Raw genomic sequence first — 22,573 nt, 5'->3', positions numbered from 1 at the left:
CCCGAGGTCTCCGACAGATGATGACGCATTGGAGCCCTGTTCGGTTCCGAAAGGCGGGAACAGCGTGTCGACGACCGGCTCAGCGGCTGGAGCGCGCGGCCGGGTCGGGGACCTGGGCGACCAGGTCCTCGGGCGCGGAGAGCCGCCAGGCTTCGAAGACCAGCTCGGACAGCTCGTCGGCGTCGATGCCGGCCAGGTGGACGACGACCCAGCCGAAACCGCCGGAGGTGAACTGCTCCTCGAACACGTCCGGCCGTTCGGCGACCAGCGCCTGCTGCTCGGACAGCAACTGCTTGAGGCCGACGGTCTGGGTGCGCGGCCAGTGGTAGCCGAACCTCTTGCCCCGCACGCTGAACCAGCGGTAGTCCCCGCCTTGCCCGCTCTCCACGTCGACGAGCGCGTCCACCATCCGGAAGAACTCGTCACTGCTCACTGCCACCGCGGCCCCCACAGAAGTCTTGGCCCGCAGTGTAGTGCGGCACCGAGTTGAGCGAGACCACCGCCGCCACCGCGCCCAACCCGGCCAGCACGGTGAACACGGCCGGGTAGCCGCCCAGCGTCCCGGCGAGCGCGGTGGCGGCCCACGGGGCCACCGCCGAGGTGACGGCCAGCGGCGCGTTGAGGATGCCGCTGAGCCACCCGTAGTGCGCGGTGCCCCAGCGGTCGGACACGGCGGTGGCCTGCACGAGCGTGAAGATGCCCCGCACGACGCCCGTCAGCACGGCGGCGGCGACGAGGGCGAACGCCGGACCCGGCAGCAGTCCCAGCAGCAGGGTGGTGACGGCCGCGGTGAACAGGGTGCCCGCGGTCCTGGCCCGCACGCCTGCGCGCGCGACCAGGCGGCCGTAACCGAGCCGCCCGAGGACTTGCCCGAGACCTCCCAGGCCGAGCGCCCAGGCGGCCGTGGTGGTGGAGAGGCCGCGTTCGGCGAACAACGGCACCAGGGCCACCACGATCGCGTACACGGCCAGTGCGCCGAGGCTTAACGCCACCACGAGCAGCACGAACGGCCGGCTGCGGGCGATGGCGGTCGGATGGCGGGTGCCCGCGGTGGTCGGGTGCGCGGGCCACGGCAGCCGCAGGCCGAACAGGTGGGCGGGCACGGTGAGCAGGCCCAGCACCCCGGCCAGCGCCAGGTACGTCTGCCGCCAGTCCAGGTGCGCCGACAGCAGGGCCGTGAGCGGGGCGAACACCGTGCTTGCCAGCCCGCCCGCCAGGGTGACGATCGTCAGGGCGGCCACCCGGCGCTCCGGGCCGTGCCAGCGGGTCAGGGCGGCGAACGCCGGCTGGTACAGCACACCGGCCATGGCGACGCCGACCAGCACCCACCCCGCGTAGAACCACGGCAGCGACCTGGCCGACGCCACCACCGCCAACGCGACCACGGCCAGCACGGACCCGGTCGTCATCACCGCCCGCGGCCCGTGCCGGTCGAGCAGCCTGCCGACCGGCACACCGACCACCGCGCTGACCAGTTGCGCCACCGAGAACGCGCCGATCACCGCGGTGCCGGACCACCCCGCGTCCGCGCCGATGGCCGGCGCCAGCACTGGGAAGCCGTAGAACAGCACGCCCCAGCCGGTGATCTGGGTGAGGCACAACACCGCCAGCACGCGACGCGGCCCGGCGCTGCCTCCGAGCACGCCGGGCCGCGCGAGGTCAGGGCCGCGCACCCGGTGCGGCGAGCGTCAACACCCGTGGCGCGGCGCAGCAGCCGCCCGGGGACGCGGGCTCGACGTCGAACGCCCCGGAGCCGCCGCAGACGCCGGTCTCGGGCAACGTCAGCCCGACCTCGGCCGCGGCTTCGTGGTCGCCCGCGATCTCGGCCGCCACGCTGCGGACCTGCTCGTAGCCGGTCAACGCGAGGAACGTGGGCGCGCGCCCGTAACTCTTCATACCCACCAGGTACACGCCGGGCTCCGGGTGCCGCAATTGTTCTGCGCCGTGCGGGCGGACGGTGCCGCACGAGTGCGCGTTCGGGTCGACCATCGGCGCAAGCCGAACCGGGGCGCGCAACACGGGGTCGAGGTCCAGCCGCACCTCCGACAACCACGAGTGGTCCGGCCGGAACCCGGTCAGCGCGACGACCTCGTCCACCGGGTCGAGCCGGTGACCGTCCTCGGACACCAGCACCAGGCGCTCACCGTCGCGCTCGACCGCCGCCGTGCGGAACCCGGTGACCACTTCGACGTGCCCGGCCTGCACCGCGGCCCGCGCCCGCAGCCCCAACGCGCCACGCGCCGGCAGCTGGTCCGCGTCACCACCGCCGAACACCGCGCCCACCGCGCCGCGCCGCAGCAGCCAGGTGATCTTCGTGCCGGGGTGGCGCTCGGCCAGGGCGGTGAGCGCGACCAGGGCGGTGAGCGCGGAGTGCCCACTGCCCGCCACGGCGATCCGCCTGCCCGCGTACCGGCCTTGTTCGCCGACGACGTCCGGTACGCGGTAGCCGATCCGGTCCGCCGCCTCGCGCTCGCCGGTTGCCGGCAGCCCGTCGCCGCCCAGCGGGTTGGGTCCTCCCCACGTGCCCGTGGCGTCGATCACGGCCCGCGCGGCGATCCGCTCGCCACCCTCGACGTGCACGGTCAACGGCTCGCTGTCGCGGCCCGCGTCCACGACCAGGTCCCGGCCACGGCGGGCCACGCCGACCACGCGGGCGTTCACCCGGACGTGCGCGCCCAACGCCTCGGCCAGCGGCACCAGGTACTCGGCCGCCCACTGCTCGCCGGTCGGGTAGCCGTCGGGGTCGGGAGCGCGCCACCCGGCCTGCTCCAGCAGCCGGCGTGCGGCCGGGTCGACCAGCTCCGACCACCGCGAGAACAGCCGCACGTGCCGCCACTGGGCCACCGCCGCCCCGGCCTGCGGGCCCGCTTCCAGCACCACCGGCCGCAGCCCGCGTTCGACCAGGTGCGCCGCCGCGGCCAACCCGATCGGCCCCGCACCGGCCACGACCACGGGAAGCTCGTCCATCGGACACCTCTTTCATCGTCGTTCATCGATTGAGTTGTGAGGACTGTATCGAGCGACATAGATCGATGCAACCATCGGTGCTTGTCGATACTCTGTGCCCATGACGACGACGCCGGTGGCGGGCCTCGCGCCCGAGGACGCCTCGACCTACGCCGAGTGGTTCGCCTGCCTGGCCGACCCGACCCGGGTGCGCCTGCTGCACACCGTCGCCACCCACCCCGGCGAGATCACCGTGGGCGCGCTGACCGAGGCCGTCGGCATCAGCCAGTCGACCTGCTCGCACCACCTGCGCAAGCTCGCCGACGTGGGGTTCGTCCGGCTGCGCAAGGAGGGCACCGCCACCCTGGTCTCGGTCAACCAGGCGTGCTGCACGGGTCTGCCGCACGCCGCCGACGCGGTGATGGGCACCATCGTCACCCGCCCGTGCTGCCCGAGCGACCTGCCCGCCGACGTCACCGTCCGCCCGCTGGCCGCCGAGGACTGGCCGGACGTGCGCCGCATCTACGGCGAGGGCATCGCCACCGGCAACGCCACCTTCGAGACCGAGATCCCCAGCCGCCGCGCGCTGGAGGCGAAGTGGCTGCCCGAGCACCGCTGGGTCGCCGTGGTCGACGGCCGGGTCGCCGGCTGGGCCGCCGCCACGCCCGTCTCGACCCGCGCGTGCTACTCCGGCGTGGCCGAGACCTCGGTCTACGTCGGCGAGGGTCACCGCGGCCGGGGCGTGGGCAAGTCCCTGCTGCACCGGCAGGTCACCGCCGCCGACCAGGGCGGCCTGTGGACCCTCCAAACCGCGATCTTCCCGGAAAACCGCGCCAGCATCGCCCTGCACCACGCGGCCGGCTTCCGCACCGTGGGCGTCCGCGAGCGCATCGCCCAGCACCACGGCGTCTGGCGCGACACGGTCATGCTGGAACGCCGCGCCCCCAACTGACCCCCGCGCGAGTCCTACCTCCAGAACGCGAGTGTCCTACGTTCGCGTCACCCGTGTCCTACGTCCAGAACCCCTGAATTCAACGCTCAGGACCGGCCGCCGTCGGCGCGGTGACGCGTGCCCGCCCGGCCCGCGCATCCGGCGCAGTGTCCGCTGCCGATCTGGGGAAGTTCTGGGATCGGTCTTGTCCGCGGTGCCACGACTCGGTAACCCAGATGCGGAGCGTGAACACAGGGGGACGGGTGTCGGTGACGTTCGGGCTGCTCGGCGGGATCCAGGCGCACGTGGCCGGCACGCCGCTCGACCTCGGGCACGCCCGCCAACGCGGCGTCCTGGCCGCGCTGCTGGTCGACGCGAACCGCCCGCAGTCCCTCGACGCTCTCACCGAACGCGTCTGGGGCGACCGAGCGCCGAAGCAGTCCCGCACGACCCTGTACGGCTACCTCTACCGGCTCAGGCAGGTGTTCGCCGACGTGCCCGGCGTGACGATCGACCGCACGCCCGGCGGCTACCTGCTCCCCGTGGACGAGGACGCGGTCGACCTGCACCGGTTCCGGCGGCTGGTGAGGCGGTCACTCGACGTGACCGACGACGAGGCGCTAACCCTGGTGGAGGAGGCGCTGGGGCTGTGGCGCGGCCCGGCGCTCGGCGGCATCGAGGGCACGTGGGCCGACGCGGTGCGCCGGTCGTTGGACCAGGAGCGGTGGGCCGCGCTGCTGCACCGCAACGACGTCGCCCTGCGCCTGGGCCGGCACGACGCCCTGATCGCCGAACTGGCAGCCCTGGCCGAGGACCACCCGCTGGACGAGCGGCTCGCCGGCCAGCTCGTGCTCGCCCTCTACCGGTGCGGACGGCAGGCGGACGCGCTGAACCACTACCAGGCCGTGCGTCGCAGGCTGGCCGACGAACTGGGCGCGGACCCCGGGCCCCAGCTGCGCGAGCTGCACCAGCACGTGCTCGAGGGCGAGCCGGTCGTGCCGACCACCTCCCGCGCACCCACGCCACGCCAACTGCCGTCACCACCGCGGCTGTTCGTCGGCCGCACGGACGCGCTCGCCCGCGTGGACAAGGCACTGGCCCCCGACCGGGGCGGACCGCCCGCGCTCGCGGTCGTCGGCGCGGGCGGCACGGGCAAGACGACGTTGGCGCTGCACTGGGCGCACCGCGCCGTCGACCGATTCCCGGACGGCCAGTTGCACGCCGACCTGCGCGGGTTCGATCCGGCCGGCCCGCCGGTGCCGCCCGCCGCGGTGCTGCGCGGTTTCCTCGACGCGCTCGGCGTGCCCGCGGCCGCCGTGCCCGCCGACCAGGACGGCCAGGCCGCCCTCTACCGGAGCCTGGTGGCGGGCAAGCGGCTGCTGGTCCTGCTGGACAACGCCCGTGACACCGCCCAGGTCCTCCCGCTGCTGCCCGGCAGCGCCACGTGCACCGTGCTGATCACCAGCCGTCACCGCCTCACCGGTCTGGCGGTCACCCACGGGGTGCCGACGGTGGTGCTGGACGTGCTGACCGACGCCGAAGCGCACGACCTGCTCACCGGCCACCTGTCCGAACCGCGCGTGCACGGCGAACCGGACGCCGCGGCCCGCCTGCTCCGCTGGTGCGCCGGCCTGCCGCTGGCCGTCGGCATCGTGGCCGCGCGCGCCGCCGTGCACCCGGAGTTCCCGCTGGCCGCGCTGGCGGACGAACTGCATGAGGACACCGGCCTCGACGCGCTGGACACCGACGAGCTGAGCATCAACCTGCGCGCGGTGTTCGGCGCGTCCTACCGGTCGTTGCCGCCGGACGGGGCGAGGGCGTTCGCGCTGCTCGGCGTCGCGCCCGGACCGGACATCGGCGTGACCGCGGCGGCCGCCCTGCTCGACACGCCCGTGCCGCGACGGCTGCTCCAGACCTTGGAGACCGGGCACCTCGTGCGGCAGCACGTGCCCGACCGGTACCGGATGCACGACCTGGTGCGCGTCTACGCCGCCGAACGCGCCCGCGCCGATCACCCGGGCGAGACCGACGCGGCGTTGCGGCGCGTGATCGACTTCTACCGCCGGCGCGGCCTGGCCGCCGAGCACGCCCTGTACCCGTACGACACCCCGGCCGTCCTGGGCGGACCACCCGAACCGGTGCCGGACCTGGCCGACGCCGGCGCGGCGCTGACCTGGCTCACCACCGAGTACGCGGGCTTGGCGGCGGCTCAGGAGGCGGCCGTGCGGCTGGGGTGGAACCCGCCGGTGTGGCAGTTGGCGTGGGCGCTGGACACGTTCCAGCGGCGGCAGGGGCACCTGGGCCAGGACCAGGTCGCGGTGTGGCGCGCGGGCCTGGCCGCCGCCGAACGGGACGACTCGCCGGACGCCGTGGCCCTCGCGGCGTGGCGGCTGGGCGCGGCGCTGGCCCGTGCCGACGAGCTCACCGACGCGACCGCGCACCTGGAACGGGCGTTGGCGTCGAACCGGGACGACGAGTCCGGCGAGGCCAACGTGCACCAGTCGCTGGCCTGGGTGTGGGAACGGCGCGGGGACGACCGGCGGGCGTTGCACCACGCGTCCAGCGCGTTGCGGATCCTGCGCGGGCTCGGCGTGCCGATGCGCGAGGCGAACGCCCTCAACCAGGCCGGCTGGTACGCCGCCCGGCTCGGCGACCTCGACGTGGCCCGCCGGCACTGCGAGGAGGCGTTAAACCTCGCCGAACGGCACCAGGACCGCGACACGCAGGCGCGCGTCCTGGACAGCCTGGGGTACATCGCCCACCGCGACGGCAGGCACGACGACGCCGTGCGCCACTACGAGCAGGCGATGGCGCGGTTCGAGGAGGTCGGCGGTACCTACGACTACGTGGACAGCATGGACCGGATGGGCGATGCCCAGGCCGACGCAGGCCGGCACGACCAGGCGCGTGCGACGTGGCGGAGGGCGTTGGCGCTCTACGTCGACCAGGGGCGTGGCGCGGAGGCCGACCGGCTGCGCGGCAAGCTCGACCGCTGACGCCCGATCGGGACCGCCGATGTGCGGCTCCGCGAGGTGCGGGTGACACTGGGCGTGCCGTGATCGGTCTACAAGGGACGGTCGCATGCCGTTGCGCGCCGAGTCCGGGTTCCCCGAGCTGATCCGCCCCATGCTGGCCTCGCCGGGGCGGCTGCCCGCGGGCGGCGGGTGGGCGTTCGAGTTCAAGTGGGACGGTGTCCGCGCGGTCACCTACGTGCGTGGCGGGCGGGTGCGGGCGATGACCCGCAACGACCTCGAGGTGTCCGCGACTTACCCGGAAGTGCGGGCGTTGTCCGCGCTGCTGGGTGATCGCGAGGTCGTGCTGGACGGGGAGATCGTCGCGCTGGGCACGCAGCGGCAGCCGGACTTCGGGCGGTTGCAGTCCCGCATGCACGTCGCCCGGCCCGGCGACGACCTGCTGGCCCGCGTGCCGGTGGTGTACTACGTGTTCGACCTGTTGCACGTGGACGGCCGGTCGTTGCTCGGCGAGCCGTACGCGCGGCGGAGGGACGAGCTGTCCGGGCTCGGGTTGAGCGGCCGGGCGGAGGTGCGGGTGCCGCCGTCGTTCACCGAAGTGGACGGTGAGGACGTGCTCGCGGTGGCGTCGGACTACGGGCTGGAAGGCGTGGTGGCGAAGCGGGTCACCTCGCGGTACGAGCCGGGGCGGCGGTCGACGGCGTGGGTGAAGGTGCCGTTGGTGCGCACGCAGGAGGTGCTGATCGGCGGCTGGCGGCCCGGTGACGGTCGGCGTGCGGGCACCATCGGGTCGCTGCTGCTCGGGGTGCGGTCCGACGACGGGCTGCGGTACGTGGGCAAGGTCGGCACCGGGTTCACCCACTCGGCGTTGCTGGATCTGCAGGACCGGCTGCGGCCGCTGGCGCGTCGGGGTTCGCCGTTCTGCGACCAGGTGCCCGCCGACCACGCGCGTCACGCGCACTGGGTGCGGCCGGAGCTGGTCGGCGAGGTGGAGTACCGGACGTGGACCACCGACGGGCGGCTGCGGCACTCGTCGTGGCGCGGGTTGCGGCCGGACAAGGATCCGGACGAGGTGCGGCCGCCGTCGCCGTGAATTGTCGGTGCCCGCTGTTAACGTCCCCGTGAGTCGATCGACGAGGGGCGGACAGGTGGATGGGGAGAAGGCGGCGCTGTCGTTGTTCTTGCAGGCGCAGCGCGAAGCGGTGTTGGCGATCCTCGATGGACTGGACGGGGAGGCGTTGACGACGGCGGTGCTGCCGTCGGGGTGGACGCCGCTGGGTCTGGTGGAACACCTCGGTCACGCCGAGCGGCACTGGTTCCAGGAGATCCTCCAGGGCCACGCCGACCCGTTACCGTGGCCGCCGGACGACACCCCGCCGCTGACGACGCCGCGCGAACCGGAGGAGGTCTTCGCGTTCTACCGTTCCCAGTGCGACCGCTCGACCGCGATCCTGGCCGGAACGCCGCTGGACACCCGCCCGGTGGGCCGCCACCCGGACCCGCTCGGGGCGGAAACCACCGACCTGCGCCGGATCGTCCTGCACGTGATCGAGGAGACCGCGCGGCACGCAGGCCACCTCGACGCGGCCCGGGAACTGCTGGACGGCAAGACGGGCCTGGGTCCGCGCTGATCTCGGGAGGGGAGTGGATCGCGACGCCCGCGTGCCATGCCTGGCGCCGGCCGCATCGATGCCTGGACGCCGGACGACAACGGTGTCCGGTCAGCGAGATGGCGCTGACGACGCCGGCCGCATCGATGCCCCGCGCCCCGAGTGACGCGAGTGGCATGGCTTGGGCGCTGGTGACCCTGGGAGCGAGACCCGGTTGGTGCTGGCGGCGTGACGCGGGCCGCGCCGGTGTCCGGACGGCGGGATGCGGCGTGGGCAGTTGGGTGCGGGTCGGGCGGAGGCGGGGATTCGCGGTCCGTGGGTGTGGTCGGATAGTGGGCAGGTTGGTTACTCGATCAGGTGACTGGCGGGCGGAGGTGGTGGGGGCGGCTTAGCGTGGCCGGCGTGTCGGTGCGGATGAGTGAGTCGATCATCACGCTGGTGTTGTTCGCGCTGCTGGTGCCGGTGGCGGTGTTGCCCTGGGTGCACTGGCAGTACCGGCGGCGCGGGCGGTTGCGGGGGTGGTCGGCGGTGGTGGCGGCGGGCAGTGCGCTGTACGGGTGTGGGCTGGTGGCCTTCACGTTGTTCCCGTTGCCGGATGTGACGGCGGAGTTCTGCACCAGTCGGCCGCTGCGGGACTACTGGCAGACGCGGCCGTTCGCGTCGCTGGACGACATCGCGGCCGCCGGCTTCTCGCCGACCAGCCCGGCGTTCCTCCAGGTGGCGTTGAACGTGGTGCTGTTCGTGCCGCTGGGCTTCCTGCTGCGCTACCGCTTCGGGCGGGGCGTGGTGGCGTCGACGGCGATCGGGTCGCTGGTGTCGCTCGCGGTCGAGGCGACGCAGGGCACGGCGGTGTTCGGCCTCTACCCGTGCCCGTACCGGATCGCCGACGTGGACGACCTGATGGTCAACACGGCGGGCGCGCTCGTCGGCTGGCTGTTGGCGCGGTGGGTCGGGCGGCTGCTGCCCGCGGCCGTGCCGGAGCCCGTGCCCGACACCGGCCCGCCCGGCCTGCTCCGCCGCGGGTTCGCGTTCGCGGGCGACCTGCTGACCATGTCGCTCGTGCAGTTCGCCTGCCGGGCGGTGCTGGTGCTCCTCGGCGAAGGGACCGGGACGCCCCGGTTGACCGACCTCGCGACCTCCGACTGGTTCGGGGCCGCGGTGGGAGTGCTCGTGCCCGTGGTCGCCACGGTCGTCGTGCCGCTGCTGCGCGTCGACCGCGCCACGCCCGGCCAGATCGCGTTCAACCTGGCCCTGGCCGACGCCCGCACGGGTGGCGTCGCGCCGGCGCGCGCGGTCGTGCTGAGGTTCGTCTTCTGGTGGCTGCCGGTCCTGCTGCTGATCTCCGCCGGGCACAGCGGCGTGGTGTTCTTCGCGGCCGTCGTGATCGGCCTCGCCGCCCGCTCGCGCACCGACCGCCGCAGCCTGCTGGGCCTGATCTCGTCCACCAACACCACCACCGCGCGTGTCCTGCGTTCAGAACGGCCGTGTCCTACGTCCAGGACCCCCGAATTGAACGCTCGGAACACGCCGGAGCCCTAGCGCGACCCTCGCCGACGATTTCCCCGCGCCGAAGCGGAAAGGCCCGCGAGCCGGTAATCGGCTCACGGGCCCTTCAGTCGATCTCAGAACGCCTGGTTGGCGAAACCCTTCCGGGCCGCCGCGGACAGGAACGACTGCCACGCCGCGCTGCTGGTGTGCGGGTCGCCGGTCGTGCCGAGCCGCGATTTCGCGGTGGCGAAGGCGCTGTCGGTCTTCGGACCCCAGATGCCGTCCACCACCAACCCCGAGCTCATGAAGTTGTTGCACAGCGCCTGCACGAACTTCGTGTCGCTCTCCGACCCCGTCACGCAGCGGACCGGCAGGCCGCCGAAGTCGGAGTGGATGTGGTCGGCGTGGTCGGCGTTGTACCACCCGTCCAACGCGTACCGGAACCGCCGACGGCACACCGCGTCCACCGCGAGGTAACGGCGGCGCGTGGCCAGCGTGCCGGACGCGTGGTCGCGGTCCAGCGGCGAGGACACCTGGCCGCCGCTCCACCGGACGTGGTCGAGGTCCATCGCGGTGCCGGACCCGTGCTCGCCGGGTTTGTTGACGTAGAAGCCCGCCGACACCAGGTACGTGATGCTGCCGTACGCCGACGACAGCGACCGCAGGTCCCTGATCCACAGCACCAGGGAGTCGTAGAACGCCTGCGTGGCCTGCCAGTTGCGCAGCGTCGTGTCACCGCGGCTGGAGCGCCAGTAGTAGACGGGGGTGCCGTCGATCCGCTGGAACGTGATCATCGGGTCGCCTCCGCGGTGATGAGCCGGCCGCCGGTGAGCCAGCCGGAACGGGCGCCGGCCAGGCCCAGCGCCTTGGCGTCCGCCGGCACGGCCGGACGGGTCCGGTCCGCGTCGAGCACGCCGGTGAGCGGGGTGGCGTCGACCATCTCGTTGCCGACCCAGTGCACGTGGCCGTCGACCGCGGCCAGGCCGCGCACGGCGACACCGTCCAGGCGCGGGCGCGCGGTCCACGTGACCCCGTCGCGCGAGGTGTGCAGGACCGTGCCGGAGATGTCCACGGCCGCCACGACCCAGCCGTCGGCGGTCGCGGTGACGGCGGTGGCGGACAGGCCGTCGGTCCACTCCAGGCCGCGGACCGGGACGGTGGCCCAGCCCGACGGGGTGCGGCGGGCGGCGATGCGGACCAGCGAAGCGCGCTCGTGCTTGAGCACGGAGCCGAACGCCAGGCCGCCGCCGACGGCGGTGAACTGCGAGCGCACGCCGTGCAGGCGGCGCACCTCGCGCCACGAGACGCCGTCGGTGGACTCCCAGACGGTCGCGACCGGGTCGCCGCTGAGCGCGCCGACCGCGTGGCAGGTGACGCCGTCGCCGGTGACGTCGACCAGGTCGGCGCCGGTGAGGCCGTCGGTGATGCGCACCGAACCGCCCTCGTCGATGACGACCCACCGGCCGTCCTGGTCAGCCAACATCACGGTGGCGCCGTCGGGCGTGCGGAACACGCCCGCGGCTTTGCGCGGGTTCGCCGCCGCGTCCGACGCGGGGGTCGGGGCGGCCGCGTGGGCCGGTAGTGCGCCGGCGAGCGCCGCGGTCGCGGCGGCACCCAGCACGAACGTTCGCCGATCGAGCACGTCAGTCCTTTCGGAGCAGGGGGAAGTGCTGACGTGGAGCAGGGCAAGTTGGAAGTTTTCCAACCCACAAAGTATGGGCGGCCGCGCGTTGCGGCAATGGCCCGTTCCGCCCAAAACCGGGCAGCGCGTCGGAGGAGCTGGGGTAGGATCCGCGGTGTTCGCGACTGGCGTGCCGAGGGTGGGAACGACCACCGGGGAGCGTTGAGCCGAATCGCACCGCGCGCCTGGGTGCTACGGCAGCGCCCCCGCGCGCGTGGAGGTCGTCGTGCACGAACCCGCCATCCCGTCGTTGACCGGAGCCGACCCCGAGGTCGCCCGCCTGGTCCAGGCCGAGGCGCGCCGCCAGTTCGAGAAGGTCCGCCTGATCGCCTCGGAGAACTACGTCTCGACCGCCGTGCTCGAAGCCACCGGCTCCGTGCTCACCAACAAGTACTCCGAGGGCTACGCCGGCCGCCGCTACTACGAGGGCCAGCAGGTCGTCGACCCGGTCGAGGAGCTGGCGGTCGCCCGGGCGAAGGCGCTGTTCGGCGTCGACCACGCCAACGTGCAGCCCTACTCCGGCTCCCCGGCCAACCTCGCCGTGTACCTGGCGTTCCTGGAGCCCGGCGACACCGTGATGGGCATGGCCCTGCCCGCGGGCGGGCACCTCACCCACGGCTGGGGCGTCTCGGCCACGGGCAAGTGGTTCCGCAGCGTGCAGTACGGCGTGGCCAAGGAGACCGGGGTGGTCGACCTCGACCAGGTCCGCGACCTGGCCCGCGCCGAACGTCCCAAGGTGATCTTCTGCGGCGGCACGGCCATCCCGCGCACCATCGACTTCGCCGCGTTCGCCGAGATCGCGAACGAGGTCGGCGCGGTGCTCGCGGCCGACATCGCGCACATCGCGGGCCTGGTCGCGGGCGGCGCGCACCCGTCACCGGTCGGGCACGCCCAGGTGATCACCACGACCACGCACAAGACGTTGCGCGGACCGCGCGGCGCGATGATCCTCACCGACGCCGAGCACGCGAAGGCGATCGACAAGGCGGTGTTCCCGGGACTTCAGGGCGGGCCGCACAACCACACCACGGCCGCCATCGCGGTCGCGCTCGGCGAGGCGTCGGAGCCGTCGTTCGGCCTCTACGCGCACGCCGTCGTGCAGAACGCCCGCGCGCTGGCCGCCGCCCTGCTCGACCGCGGGTTCGACCTGGTCTCCGGCGGCACCGACAACCACCTCGTCCTGGTCGACCTGACCAGCAAGGGCATCGGCGGCAAGCCCGCGGCCAAGGCCATGGACCGGGCGGGCCTGGAGGCCAACTACAACACCGTCCCGTTCGACCCGCGCAAGCCGTTCGACCCGTCCGGTGTGCGCCTCGGCACGGCCGCCATCACCACGCGCGGCCTCACCCAGGAGCACATGCCCCAGCTCGCCGAGTGGATCGACCGGGCCGTGCGGTCGGCGGACGACGAGCAGGCGCTGGACCGCGTCGCCGCCGAGGTCGCCGAGCTGATGGCGGGCTACCCGATGCCCGGCTGGGCGTAGCCGACCACGTCGGCCAACCGCGCCACGTCGGCGCGGAACGTCTCGTGCCGCACGGTGACGTGGTCGGCGACGCGACCGTTGCCCGGCAGCTGGTCGACGGGCAGCTCCGCCCCGTCGACCAGCACCGGGATCACCGGCACCGCGCGCTGCGCCGCCCGTTCCACCTCGGCGCGCATCGAATCCGTCGGCGTCCAGTCCGGTCCGACCACGGCCAGCAGCACGTCGCACTCGCCGACGTCGCCCACCACCGACCGGCCGAAGTCGTCCAGCCGGTCCGCGATGCGCCCCGCGAGGTGCAGGTCCTGCGGACGCCGGTAGCTCAGGAACAGCCGCGCGGCCCTCGGCACCGGCGCCAGGTCGATCCCCACCAGGGCGGCGAACGCCCGGTCGCGCACGTCCACGGGGTCGACGCCGCACCGGGCCAGCACGTCCAGCGCCACGCCCTCGTCCTCCGCCAGCACGCCGAGCAACAGGTGCTCGGTGACGACGTGCCGGTGCCCCAACGCCAACGACTCCCGCACCGCCGCCGCCAACGCCCGCTTCGCGCCGGGCGTGAACGGCAGGCGGCCGGGCACGGGCAGGCCGCCCCGCCCGTCGACCTCCAGCACCCGCGCGCGGCACGAGTGCAGCGACAGCCCGACCGACGCCAGCACCGCCGCCGCCGCGCCGCCCTCGCCGATCAACCCGAGCAACAGGTGCTCGGTGCCGATGGCGGTGTGGTTGAACCCCCGTGCCTCCTGCAGGGCCACCACGGAGACTCGGCGCGCGCTCTCGGTGAACCGTTCCAACATCAATCCTTCGCCACCGTCGACCAGCCCCGGGATCGGGCTGTAATCACTGCATCGCACCGAGTTTCCGGGTGTTACCGGAATTTGTCAGCAGCCGCGCGCCGCGCTTCGGTCATCGCATCGCTGCCGCCGTGCGCCGTTTCAGGGACGAGGATCAGTTCCGCGTCCGGCCACGCGTGCGCCAACTCGAACGGCGTGCCGATGAGATTTCCCAGGTCGAGGGTTCCTTGAACGATTACGCCCGGGATGCCCGCGAGCTTCCACGCCTCCTCCAGCACGATGCCTTCGGGCAACCACGACCCGTGCGCCCAGTAGTGGGTGACGAGCCGGGCGAACGCCAGCCCGTGCTCCGGGACGTCGAAGCGCAGCCCGCCGGGCGACAACGGCTGCAACGCGTCCTCCCACGCGCACCACTCCAGCGCCGCCCGCCGGTGCACGGCCGGGTCGGGCGACAGCAGCAGCTCCAGGTAGCCGGCCGCCGGGTCGCCGGTCGGCACGAGCTCGCGGAACCGGGCGTGGGCTTGCGGGAACATCGGCCCCAGCCCCGTGGTGAGCAGGTCGGTCTCGGCCCGGCGGCCGGTGGCCACGCCCGCGTGCACCATCTCCGACACCCGGTGCGGGAACCGCTCCGCGTAGACGAGGCCGAGCACCGAGCCCCACGACGCGGCGAACACCAGCCACCGGTCGACGCCCAGGTGCTCGCGCAGCAGCTCCAAGTCGCCGATCAGGTGATCGGTGGTGTTCGTGGACAGGTCCACGACCGGCTGACCGGCGTGCGGGGTGCTCCGGCCGCACCCGCGCTGGTCGAACAGCACCACCCGGTACGCGTCCGGGTCGAAGTACCGCCGGGCGCGGGGGGTGCAGCCCGAGCCCGGCCCGCCGTGCAGCACCACGGCCGGTTTGCCGTCCGGGTTGCCGCACACCTCCCAGTAGACGTGGTGGCCGTCGCCGACGTCGAGCATGCCGTGGTCGTACGGCTCGATCTCCGGGTACAGCACCGTTCCTCCTCGCGGTTGCAACAGTGCTGTTATATTAGCGCTTACACATCTGTCGGGAACATCGCCCTCACGTCCGCGCCACCGACCCACAGCCCGATGGCGAACGCCGTGGTCGCCTCCAGCAGCTCCGCCCGCGCCAACGGCCCGGCGTCCACCGGCACGCACCCGATCGACCGCGCCAGCTCCCGCACGACCGCCAGAGCGTCGGCCGAGTCACCGCACAGCGGCACGCCGAGCGGCCGCCCCTCGAACACCAACGACGGCCGGCGCCACACGTCGACGTGGCACAGGTTGAACGCCTTCACCACGTCCGCGCCCGACGCCGCCGCGAGCCGTGCCGCGGCCCGCGGCTCGTCGAGCACGAACCGGCCGGGCACCACCGAGTTGGTGCAGTCCACCACCACGCGTCCGGGCGCGTGGCCGAGCACCTGCGCCGCCACCGCCGCCGGCACGGCGAGCAGCACCGCGTCCCCGAATGCCACCGCGTCCTCGGGTGAGCCGGCCACGGCCCCGATCCTCGCCGCCAACGCCTCCGAGCGCTCCCGCGAACGCCCGCCGATCACGACCTCGTGCCCCGCCGCGACCCACCGGCCGCCCAACGCGTCGGCCATCCCGCCCGACCCCAGCACGCCGATCCGCATCCCTGCCCCCTCGTGTCGAAATGATTGGCTGGTGTCGACGCTAGAGAGCCCGACGGGCACCGAATGGTGTCCACCGCACAGGGGACCGCTCGTGACCTTCCTCGCCGACTGCCGCGCCCGGCAGGCGTTCGACCTGCTGGCCAACACCTGGAACCCGGTGGTGCTGCACGCGTTGCGGCACGGCCCGCGCCGCCCGTCCGACCTGCGCCGCGCGATCGGAGGCATCCGGCCGAAGGTGCTCACCGAGACCGTGCGCCGGTTGGAGGGCGCCGGGCTGGTGGTGCGCACCGCGGGACGCGGCCGGGTCGAGTACGGCCTCACCGACCTCGGGCGCAGCCTGCTCGACCCGATCGACGCGCTCGGCCGGTGGGCGCAGGAGCACGGGGACGGGATCAGGCTCGCGGACCTTGACACCTGAACCGGAACGGCGTTTACAACGTTGTTGTGTAACGCCGTTGTGGGGAGGTGGGTCGTGATGGGCGCGCGGGCCCGGGTTCGAGACGCTCGACCGGGAAGTGGACGTCGACCTGGAGGTGCGCGGCGAGCTGCCGCCGTGGCTGGCCGGCACGTTGGTGCGCAACGGGCCGGCGAGGTTCGAGACCGGGAAGGGGTCGTTGCGGCACTGGTTCGACGGCCTGGCGATGCTGCACCGCTTCGGCTTCGCCGAGGGTGCGGTCACCTACCGCAACCGGTACCTGGAGACGCCGAGCAACCGCGCCGTCCGCGAGGGCGGGCACATCGCCTTCGGCGAGTTCGCCACGGACCCGTGCCGCTCGATCTTCAGCCGCTTCTTCACCCACCCCCGGCTGCGGCGCGCGTCGAACACCAACGTGAACGTGACCTCCGACGGCGACCGGGACTTCGCGCTCACCGAGACGCCCATCGCGGTGGAGTTCGACCGCGACACGCCGGCCACCGTCGGCCACGACGACCACGACGACGCGATCGACGGCCACGTCACCACCGCCCACCCGCACCGCGCGCCGCTCATCGGCGACCCGGTCGACTACGTGCTGAAGTTCGGCAGGCGCAGCGTCTACCGGCAGTGCCGGCAACGGGGTCGCTCCCGGGAACTGCTCGCGTCCCTGCCCGCCGACCGCCCTGGCTACCTGCACAGCTTCGCCATCACCGAGCGGCACGTGGTGCCGGCCGCGTTCCCGCTCGTGGTCAACCCGTTGTCGATGCCGCTGCGCGCCAAGCCGTTCGGCTCGCACAACGGCCGCGACTACCGGTACGCCTACGGCGTCGGTTCGCGGGACAACGGCACGCGCGACTTCCTCAACCAGCTCGTCAAAGTGGACGTCCGCAGTGGACGGACCACGCGGTGGCACGAGCCGGGCCGCTACCCGGGCGAGCCGGTGTTCGTGCCCGCGCCGGACGGCCGGTCGGGGCTGCTGGTGCTCGACGCGGCGACGTTCACCGAGCTCGCGCGGGCCGACGTGCCGCACGTGATCCCGTTCGGCTTCCACGGCCTGTTCACGTCCGGGCGCTGATCCCGGTCAGGTGGCGTCGATCGTGAGCACGCACCCGTCGGGGTCGACCGTGGGCACGTCGGGCTCGTCGAACCAGTGGCCGCCGTCGCCGAGGTAGCGGAACCGGTGCGTGCCCGGCGAGAGGATGACGGTCACCGTGCGCGTGCCGTCGCGGCGGGGCACCAGCTCGTGCACGCCGGGGGTCCAGTCGTTGAACGTGCCGACCACGCTCACCGGCCCGCGCGGGTGGTCGAGGGGCAGTGAGAAGGTCACGCGGCGCTTCGGGCCGAACAGGCGAGTGCTGCGGAGCATCGTTCTCCCTCGCGAGTCGATCTTGCCATGCCTTCGGGGCCCCCAGCGTCGCGGCGGCGTGCCGCCGTTTCAAGCCGGCACGCCTGGGCGACCGCGAGGGCCACCCGTCGGGGTGACACGCCGAGTCGTGCGGCTGAGGCGGGTGGACTGCGATCGCACGGGGAAGTGGAGGAGGAATGGTCACTCCTCGCCACTTTTAAGGTATAGCGCACAGGGGGTCTTGCGGCAAGACCCCGGTCGTGCCGCAGAATCGCCCGCCTGACCGCGAAAGGGGGTGGTGGCGCATGGTCCGGAGAGCGGGATCACAAGAGTGCAGTCACTGCAAAGTTGCATTGAGTGCAGGATTTTTCCTACGCTCGTCCAGTGACCACGCAGGCGGCCGAAGGGCTCCGTGACCGCAAGAAGCGGCAGACCCGCCGGGCCCTGGGGCACGCGGCGGTCCGCCTGGTCGCCGAGCGCGGTCTCGACCACGTGACCGTCGAGGACATCAGCGCCGCCGCCGACGTCTCGCCGCGCACCTTCTTCAACTACTTCGCGAGCAAGGAAGACGCCGTCCTCGGTCCCGACCCGGACGCCGGGCCCCGGATGCGCGCCCGCGTCCTGTCCCAACCGGCGCGGCTGTCCGCCGCGGCGGCGGTGCGCGAGGCGTTGCTGGCGGAGGTCGCGGCGGAGCCGGCGGACGACCGGGAGCACTGGTTGCTGCGGATGCGCGTCGTCCAGCAGCACCCCGTGCTGCTGGCCAGGGTGTTCTCCGGCGGTGAGGCCCTGGAGCGCGACCTGGTCGAGGCGATCGCCGAACGGGTCGGCCTGCCCGCCGACGACACCTACCCGTTGCTGCTCGGCGCCGCGGCGGGGGCGGCGTTCCGGGTGGCGGTGACCCGCTGGTCGAGCACCGCCGCCGCGTCCCTGCACGACCTGTTCGCCGAGGCGCTCGACCTGATCGCCGCGGGACTCGCCGACCCGCCCCGCAAGCCGTAACCGCATCACCACCGCTTCGAACCACCGCGAACACCCACTGGGGGATCCGTATGTCCACCGATACCGGCACGACCTCGCGCCGGGACGTCGTGCAAGCCATGTCCGGCCTCATGCTGGGCATGTTCATGGCCATCCTGGCCTCGACCATCGTCTCGAACGCGCTGCCGCGCATCATCGCCGACCTGCACGGCTCGCAGTCGGTCTACACCTGGGTCGTCACCACCGAGCTGCTGGCCATGACGGCGACCGTGCCGCTGTGGGGCAAGCTCGCCGACCTCTACAGCCGCAAGCTGCTCATCCAGCTCTCCCTCGGCCTGTTCGTGGTCGGCTCGCTCATCGCGGGTTTCTCCCCGAACGTCGAGGTGCTCATCGCGAGCCGGGTCGTGCAGGGCCTCGGCGCGGGCGGCATGACGGCGCTCGCCACGATCGTGATGGCGGCGATGATCCCGCCGCGGGAGATGGGCCGCTACGCCGGCATCTTCGGCGCGGTCTTCGGCGTCGGCACGGTCGCCGGGCCGCTCATCGGCGGCCTCATGGTGGACACCTCGTGGCTGGGGTGGCGCTGGTGCTTCTTCATCGGCGTGCCGTTCACCCTCGCCTCGATCTTCCTGCTCCAGCGCACGCTGAAGCTGCCGGTCGTGCGCAAGGAGGTCAAGATCGACTACCTCGGCGCGGTGCTGATCGTGGGCGGTGTCTCCACGCTGCTGGTGTGGTCGACGCTGGCGGGTCACCAGTTCGAGTGGGCCTCGGGGTGGACCGCGTTGCTGGTGACGGTCGGCGTGGTGCTGCTGGGCCTGGCCGTGTGGGTCGAGTCGCGGGCGGCCGACCCGATCGTGCCGCTGACGATCTTCGCCAACCGCACGGTCGCGCTGACCACCTTGGCCAGCGCGCTGGTCGGCGTGGCGATGTTCGGCGGCACGGTGTTCCTGTCGCAGTACTTCCAGATCGGCCTGGGCAAGACGCCGACGCAGGCGGGCCTGATGAGCCTGCCGATGATCTTCGGCCTGCTGGTGTCGTCGACCGTCGCCGGCCAGCTGATCACCAAGTGGGGCAAGTGGAAGGCGTTCCTGGTCGCCGGCGGCGTGATCATGATCGGCGGGATGCTGCTGCTGGCCATGATCGACGCCGACACCAGCGTGTTCCTGGTCAGCGTGCACATGGCGGTGCTGGGCATCGGCGTCGGCATGCTGATGCAGAACCTGGTGCTGGCCGCGCAGAACGACGTGCCCGCCCGCGACCTCGGTGCGACCACGTCGACCCTCACGTTCTTCCGCAGCCTCGGCGGCGCGATCGGCGTGAGCGCGTTGGGCGCGGTGCTGGCGAACCGGGTGACGGCGTTGAGCGAGGAGAAGTTCGGCCCGGCGCCCGACGGCGCGGAGAGCACGGTGCCCGACCTGTCGCTGCTGCCCGAGCCGGTGCGGCTGATCGTGCGCGAGATCTACGCCACGGCCACCGCCGAGCTGTTCCTGATCGGCGCGCCGATCGCGGTGCTGGCGCTGGTGGCGGTGCTGTTCATCAAGGAGAAGCCGCTCAAGACGCTCAGCGGTGACGAGCGGTTGGCGGCGGAGATGGCGTCCGGGCACTAGCCCCCGCACGAGACACGGTGTCGCACCTGTCCGGCTCACGGTCGGGCAGGTGCGACACTTTCGCGCGTGTCAGGACTGCGCGAACGCAAGAAGCTCGCCACGCGGACGGCGCTGGCCGACGCCGCCCTGCGGCTGTGCGTGGCCCACGGCCTCGACGGGGTGACCGTCGAACAGGTGGCCACCGAGGCGGGCGTCTCGCTGCGCACCTTCTTCAACTACTTCTCCTCCAAGGAGGAGGCCGTCGTCGCGGGTGACGTCGCCACGGCCGCGGCGTTCGTCGAGGCGTTCGCGGACCGGCCCCGCGACGAGCCGGTGCTGACGGCGCTGCACTCGGCCCTGGTCGACGTCGTGCCCGACCGGATCGACCCCGAACGGGTGGCGCAGCTGCGCGCCCTGCGCCGAACGCCCGCCCTGCTGCCGCACCAGATCGCCGCGTTCGCCGTGCAGGAGCGGGAACTGGCCGCCGTCGTCGCCGCACGGGTGGGCGTCGACCCGGCGGTCGACCTGTACCCGGTGATGTTCGCGGCCACCGTGATGGCGACCCTGCGGGTGGTCGTCGGGTGGTGGTTGGAAGCCGCCGAACGGCCCGAGCTGCCCGAGCTGATCGACGTGATGATCGCCCGGCTGGACGCGGGTTTCGCCGCCGGGCCCGCGGGGGAGTGAGTCGGCGGCGCCCGCCCCCGGTTGACAGGCAAGTGGCCACTTGCCTATAACTGTGTCGTGGACGCCGACCCCGACCTGTTCAAGGCCATCGGCGACGCGACGCGACGCACCATCCTGGACGAGCTGACCGAGAGGGACGGTCAGACGCTGTTCGAGCTGTGCAGTCGGCTGACCATGAAGCACGGGTTGGCCTCCTCGCGGCAGGCCGTCTCGCAGCACCTCGCGGTGCTCGAACAGGCCGGGCTGGTGCACACCCGGCGTCAGGGCCGGTACAAGTTCCACCACCTCGACACGAGCCCGTTGCGCTCCATCGTTGAGCGGTGGCCCATCGACCGAGAGGCACCGAACCCGTGATCCGCATCAACGTCACGAGTGTGTTCGTGGACGACCAGGCCAAGGCGCTGGCGTTCTACACCGAGAAGCTCGGCTTCACCAAGAAGACCGACGTGCCCGCGGGCGAGTACCGCTGGCTCACCGTCGTCTCGCCCGCCGACCCGGACGGCGTCGAGCTGCTGCTGGAGCCGTCGGCCCACCCGGCGGCGGGCCCGTTCAAGGAGGCCCTGGTGGCCGACGGCATCCCGTTCACGTCGTTCGCCGTCGACGACGTCCACGCCGAGGTCGAGCGGCTCAAGGGGCTGGGCGTCGAGTTCACCCAGGAGGCGACCGACTTCGGCCCCGTGGTCACCGCGGTCCTGGACGACACCTGCGGCAACCTGATCCAGCTCGCCACCATGAAGTAGTCGCCGGCGTTCACGCGTCCCAGGTGATCGGGAGCGCGTGCACGCCGTACACCAGCATGTCGTCGCGCATCGGCACGTCCGCGGCGGGCACGGCCAGGCGCAGTCCGGGCAGCCTGGTCAGGATCCCGGTGAACCCGATGGTCATCTCCACCCGCGCCAACTGCTGGCCGAGGCACTGGTGCACGCCGTGCCCGAACGCCAGGTGCGGGCCGCGCGAGCGGGTCACGTCCAGCACGTCGGGCCGGGGGTACTGGTAGGGGTCGCGATTGCCCGCGGGCACGGAGACCAGCACGGTCGAGTCGGCCGGCACGACCTCGCCCGCGATCTCCACCTCCTCCCGGGTGGTGCGCACGACTCCCAGGTGGACGATCGACAGGTAGCGCAGCAGCTCCTCGACGGCACCGCCGACCAGCGCCGGGTCCGCCCGCAGGGCGGCGAGCTGCTCGGGGTGCTCCAGCAGCGCGAACGTGCCGAGCGCCAGCATGTTCGCCGTCGTCTCGTGGCCCGCGACCAGCAGCAGGTTGGCCATGCCGATCAGCTCGTCGTCGGTGAGCGTCGGGTCGGCCTCGATCAGGCCGGACAGGATGTCGTCGGTCGGTTCGGCGCGCTTGCCGCGCACGAGTTCGTGCATGAACGACCGCAGCTCCCCGGCCAGTCGCATCACCTCGTCCACGGGCACGTCGAGCTTCAGCAGTTTGCCGGTGCGCTCCTGGAACTCGGCGCGGTCGGCGTACTCGACGCCCAGCAGCTCGCAGATCACCAGCGAGGGCACCGGCAGCGCGAACGCCTGGACGAGGTCGGCGCCCGGCCCGGCGGCGATCATCGCGTCGAGGTGGTCGTCGACGATGCGCTGGATGCGCGGTTCGAGCCGGCGCATTCGGCGCACGGTGAACTGCCCGGTGAGCAGCTTGCGGTACCGGGTGTGCTCCGGTGGGTCCATGGTGATGAAGCTGCCCGCGCGGGCCCGCGCGTCGGTCAACCGGGCGCGCACGGGGGCGGGCAGCTTCTCCAGCACGCGGCGGCTGCGGAAGCGGTCCGAGCTCAGCCGCGGGTCGCCCAGCAGCGTGCGCGCCAGCTCGTGGCTGGTCACGATCCACGCCGGGTCGCCGTCGAGCATGCCCACCCGGTGCACCGGGCCGTGCTCGCGCAGGCGGGTCAGGGCGCTCGGCGGGTCGAACGGGCCCGCGTCACGGGTGGTGAACTCCGGCGGCAGCGGGACGGTCGGCCGGCCGGTGGCGGGTCGTTTCTGCTGGGGAGCGGTGGTCATCGACGGTCCGTTCCCGA

At 72.9% G+C, this 22,573-nt stretch carries 23 protein-coding genes, 1 pseudogene and 1 riboswitch; of the genes and pseudogenes, 14 read left to right on the top strand and 10 right to left on the bottom strand.

Annotated elements, in window-relative coordinates:
* Positions 1-79: 79 nt before the first annotated feature.
* From LZG04_RS21015 to LZG04_RS21005, 3 genes are read right to left on the bottom strand one after another with little or no spacing between them, the layout of a single operon-like run.
* On the bottom strand, positions 80-439 hold the full coding sequence (locus LZG04_RS21015; RefSeq protein ID WP_233819461.1) for an MmcQ/YjbR family DNA-binding protein: 360 nt from the start codon (positions 437-439) through the stop codon (positions 80-82).
* Complete coding sequence (locus tag LZG04_RS21010) at positions 423-1,673, bottom strand: MFS transporter (protein ID WP_233819460.1); 1,251 nt, start codon at positions 1,671-1,673, stop codon at positions 423-425. Before LZG04_RS21010 ends, LZG04_RS21015 begins: the two co-directional genes overlap by 17 nt.
* Positions 1,660-2,967, bottom strand: coding sequence for an NAD(P)-binding domain-containing protein (locus tag LZG04_RS21005; protein WP_233819459.1), 1,308 nt, complete (start codon positions 2,965-2,967; stop codon positions 1,660-1,662). The genes LZG04_RS21010 and LZG04_RS21005 overlap by 14 nt, the downstream gene beginning before the upstream one ends.
* 100 nt (positions 2,968-3,067) lie before the next feature.
* Here LZG04_RS21005 and LZG04_RS21000 point away from each other — a divergent pair, with 100 nt between their 5' ends.
* From LZG04_RS21000 to LZG04_RS20970, 5 genes are all read left to right on the top strand, one after another.
* Positions 3,068-3,898 (top strand): metalloregulator ArsR/SmtB family transcription factor, encoded by an 831-nt coding sequence (locus LZG04_RS21000; RefSeq protein ID WP_233819458.1) that lies wholly within the window; start codon positions 3,068-3,070, stop codon positions 3,896-3,898.
* 224 nt (positions 3,899-4,122) lie between these two features.
* On the top strand, positions 4,123-6,873 hold the full coding sequence (locus LZG04_RS41880; protein ID WP_308199211.1) for a BTAD domain-containing putative transcriptional regulator: 2,751 nt from the start codon (positions 4,123-4,125) through the stop codon (positions 6,871-6,873).
* An 85-nt stretch (positions 6,874-6,958) separates the two neighbouring features.
* The gene (ligD, locus tag LZG04_RS20980; RefSeq protein WP_233819457.1) at positions 6,959-7,942 is read left to right on the top strand and encodes a non-homologous end-joining DNA ligase; all 984 of its coding nucleotides are present in this window, start codon (positions 6,959-6,961) and stop codon (positions 7,940-7,942) included.
* A gap of 55 nt (positions 7,943-7,997) precedes the next feature.
* On the top strand, positions 7,998-8,480 hold the full coding sequence (locus tag LZG04_RS20975; RefSeq protein WP_233819456.1) for a DinB family protein: 483 nt from the start codon (positions 7,998-8,000) through the stop codon (positions 8,478-8,480).
* 381 nt (positions 8,481-8,861) lie between these two features.
* Positions 8,862-9,998: a VanZ family protein gene (locus LZG04_RS20970; protein ID WP_233819455.1), complete on the top strand. Its 1,137-nt coding sequence runs from the start codon at positions 8,862-8,864 to the stop codon at positions 9,996-9,998.
* Between the two features lie 83 nt (positions 9,999-10,081).
* On the opposite strand, the gene LZG04_RS20965 is transcribed toward LZG04_RS20970, so the two are convergent.
* A complete protein-coding gene (locus LZG04_RS20965; protein ID WP_233819454.1) occupies positions 10,082-10,741 on the bottom strand; it encodes an extensin family protein in 660 nt (219 codons plus the stop codon).
* Positions 10,738-11,589, bottom strand: a complete 852-nt coding sequence (locus LZG04_RS20960) for a hypothetical protein (RefSeq protein WP_233819453.1) — start codon at positions 11,587-11,589, stop codon at positions 10,738-10,740. Before LZG04_RS20960 ends, LZG04_RS20965 begins: the two co-directional genes overlap by 4 nt.
* A gap of 150 nt (positions 11,590-11,739) precedes the next feature.
* Positions 11,740-11,826: riboswitch (ZMP/ZTP riboswitch) on the top strand.
* A 28-nt stretch (positions 11,827-11,854) separates the two neighbouring features.
* Between LZG04_RS20960 and glyA the strand changes: the two genes are divergently transcribed.
* Positions 11,855-13,111, top strand: coding sequence for a serine hydroxymethyltransferase (glyA, locus tag LZG04_RS20955; protein ID WP_233819451.1), 1,257 nt, complete (start codon positions 11,855-11,857; stop codon positions 13,109-13,111).
* On the opposite strand, the gene LZG04_RS20950 is transcribed toward glyA, so the two are convergent.
* The 3 genes from LZG04_RS20950 to LZG04_RS20940 all read right to left on the bottom strand — a co-directional run bounded on the left by LZG04_RS20950 (position 13,087) and on the right by LZG04_RS20940 (position 15,538).
* Positions 13,087-13,902, bottom strand: a complete 816-nt coding sequence (locus tag LZG04_RS20950; protein ID WP_233819450.1) for a Clp protease N-terminal domain-containing protein — start codon at positions 13,900-13,902, stop codon at positions 13,087-13,089. The genes glyA and LZG04_RS20950 overlap by 25 nt on opposite strands.
* A gap of 71 nt (positions 13,903-13,973) precedes the next feature.
* Complete coding sequence (pip, locus tag LZG04_RS20945; protein ID WP_233819449.1) at positions 13,974-14,897, bottom strand: prolyl aminopeptidase; 924 nt, start codon at positions 14,895-14,897, stop codon at positions 13,974-13,976.
* Positions 14,898-14,938: 41 nt separating this feature from the next.
* The gene (locus tag LZG04_RS20940) at positions 14,939-15,538 is read right to left on the bottom strand and encodes an NADPH-dependent F420 reductase (protein WP_233819448.1); all 600 of its coding nucleotides are present in this window, start codon (positions 15,536-15,538) and stop codon (positions 14,939-14,941) included.
* A gap of 91 nt (positions 15,539-15,629) precedes the next feature.
* On the opposite strand from LZG04_RS20940, the gene LZG04_RS20935 reads away from it, so the two are divergent.
* From LZG04_RS20935 to LZG04_RS43045, 3 genes and pseudogenes are all read left to right on the top strand, one after another.
* Positions 15,630-15,956, top strand: coding sequence for a helix-turn-helix domain-containing protein (locus LZG04_RS20935; protein WP_233819447.1), 327 nt, complete (start codon positions 15,630-15,632; stop codon positions 15,954-15,956).
* Positions 15,957-16,050: 94 nt separating this feature from the next.
* Positions 16,051-16,734: pseudogene (locus LZG04_RS20930) on the top strand (carotenoid oxygenase family protein); the annotation flags it as partial.
* Positions 16,720-17,031 carry a carotenoid oxygenase family protein gene (locus tag LZG04_RS43045; protein WP_267937235.1) on the top strand — a complete coding sequence of 104 codons (312 nt, stop codon included), beginning with the start codon at positions 16,720-16,722 and terminating at the stop codon, positions 17,029-17,031. The pseudogene LZG04_RS20930 and the gene LZG04_RS43045, both read left to right, overlap by 15 nt.
* 6 nt (positions 17,032-17,037) lie before the next feature.
* On the opposite strand, the gene LZG04_RS20925 is transcribed toward LZG04_RS43045, so the two are convergent.
* On the bottom strand, positions 17,038-17,322 hold the full coding sequence (locus LZG04_RS20925; RefSeq protein WP_233819445.1) for a glycoside hydrolase family 13: 285 nt from the start codon (positions 17,320-17,322) through the stop codon (positions 17,038-17,040).
* 363 nt (positions 17,323-17,685) lie between these two features.
* Between LZG04_RS20925 and LZG04_RS20920 the strand changes: the two genes are divergently transcribed.
* From LZG04_RS20920 to LZG04_RS20900, 5 genes are all read left to right on the top strand, one after another.
* A complete protein-coding gene (locus tag LZG04_RS20920; protein WP_233819443.1) occupies positions 17,686-18,300 on the top strand; it encodes a TetR/AcrR family transcriptional regulator in 615 nt (204 codons plus the stop codon).
* A gap of 50 nt (positions 18,301-18,350) precedes the next feature.
* The gene (locus tag LZG04_RS20915) at positions 18,351-19,886 is read left to right on the top strand and encodes an MDR family MFS transporter (RefSeq protein WP_233819442.1); all 1,536 of its coding nucleotides are present in this window, start codon (positions 18,351-18,353) and stop codon (positions 19,884-19,886) included.
* Positions 19,887-19,952: 66 nt separating this feature from the next.
* On the top strand, positions 19,953-20,549 hold the full coding sequence (locus LZG04_RS20910) for a TetR/AcrR family transcriptional regulator (RefSeq protein ID WP_233819441.1): 597 nt from the start codon (positions 19,953-19,955) through the stop codon (positions 20,547-20,549).
* 57 nt (positions 20,550-20,606) lie between these two features.
* Complete coding sequence (locus LZG04_RS20905; RefSeq protein ID WP_233819440.1) at positions 20,607-20,903, top strand: helix-turn-helix transcriptional regulator; 297 nt, start codon at positions 20,607-20,609, stop codon at positions 20,901-20,903.
* On the top strand, positions 20,900-21,289 hold the full coding sequence (locus LZG04_RS20900; RefSeq protein WP_308199210.1) for a VOC family protein: 390 nt from the start codon (positions 20,900-20,902) through the stop codon (positions 21,287-21,289). Before LZG04_RS20905 ends, LZG04_RS20900 begins: the two co-directional genes overlap by 4 nt.
* Positions 21,290-21,299: 10 nt before the next feature.
* Here LZG04_RS20900 and LZG04_RS20895 read toward each other — a convergent pair whose 3' ends face one another.
* Positions 21,300-22,556: a cytochrome P450 gene (locus LZG04_RS20895; RefSeq protein ID WP_233819439.1), complete on the bottom strand. Its 1,257-nt coding sequence runs from the start codon at positions 22,554-22,556 to the stop codon at positions 21,300-21,302.
* Positions 22,557-22,573: the final 17 nt, after the last annotated feature.

Source organism: Saccharothrix sp. S26, assembly GCF_021390395.1.
Classification (GTDB): Bacteria; Actinomycetota; Actinomycetes; order Mycobacteriales; family Pseudonocardiaceae; genus Actinosynnema.
This window is presented reverse-complemented; position numbering and strand designations above follow the sequence as displayed.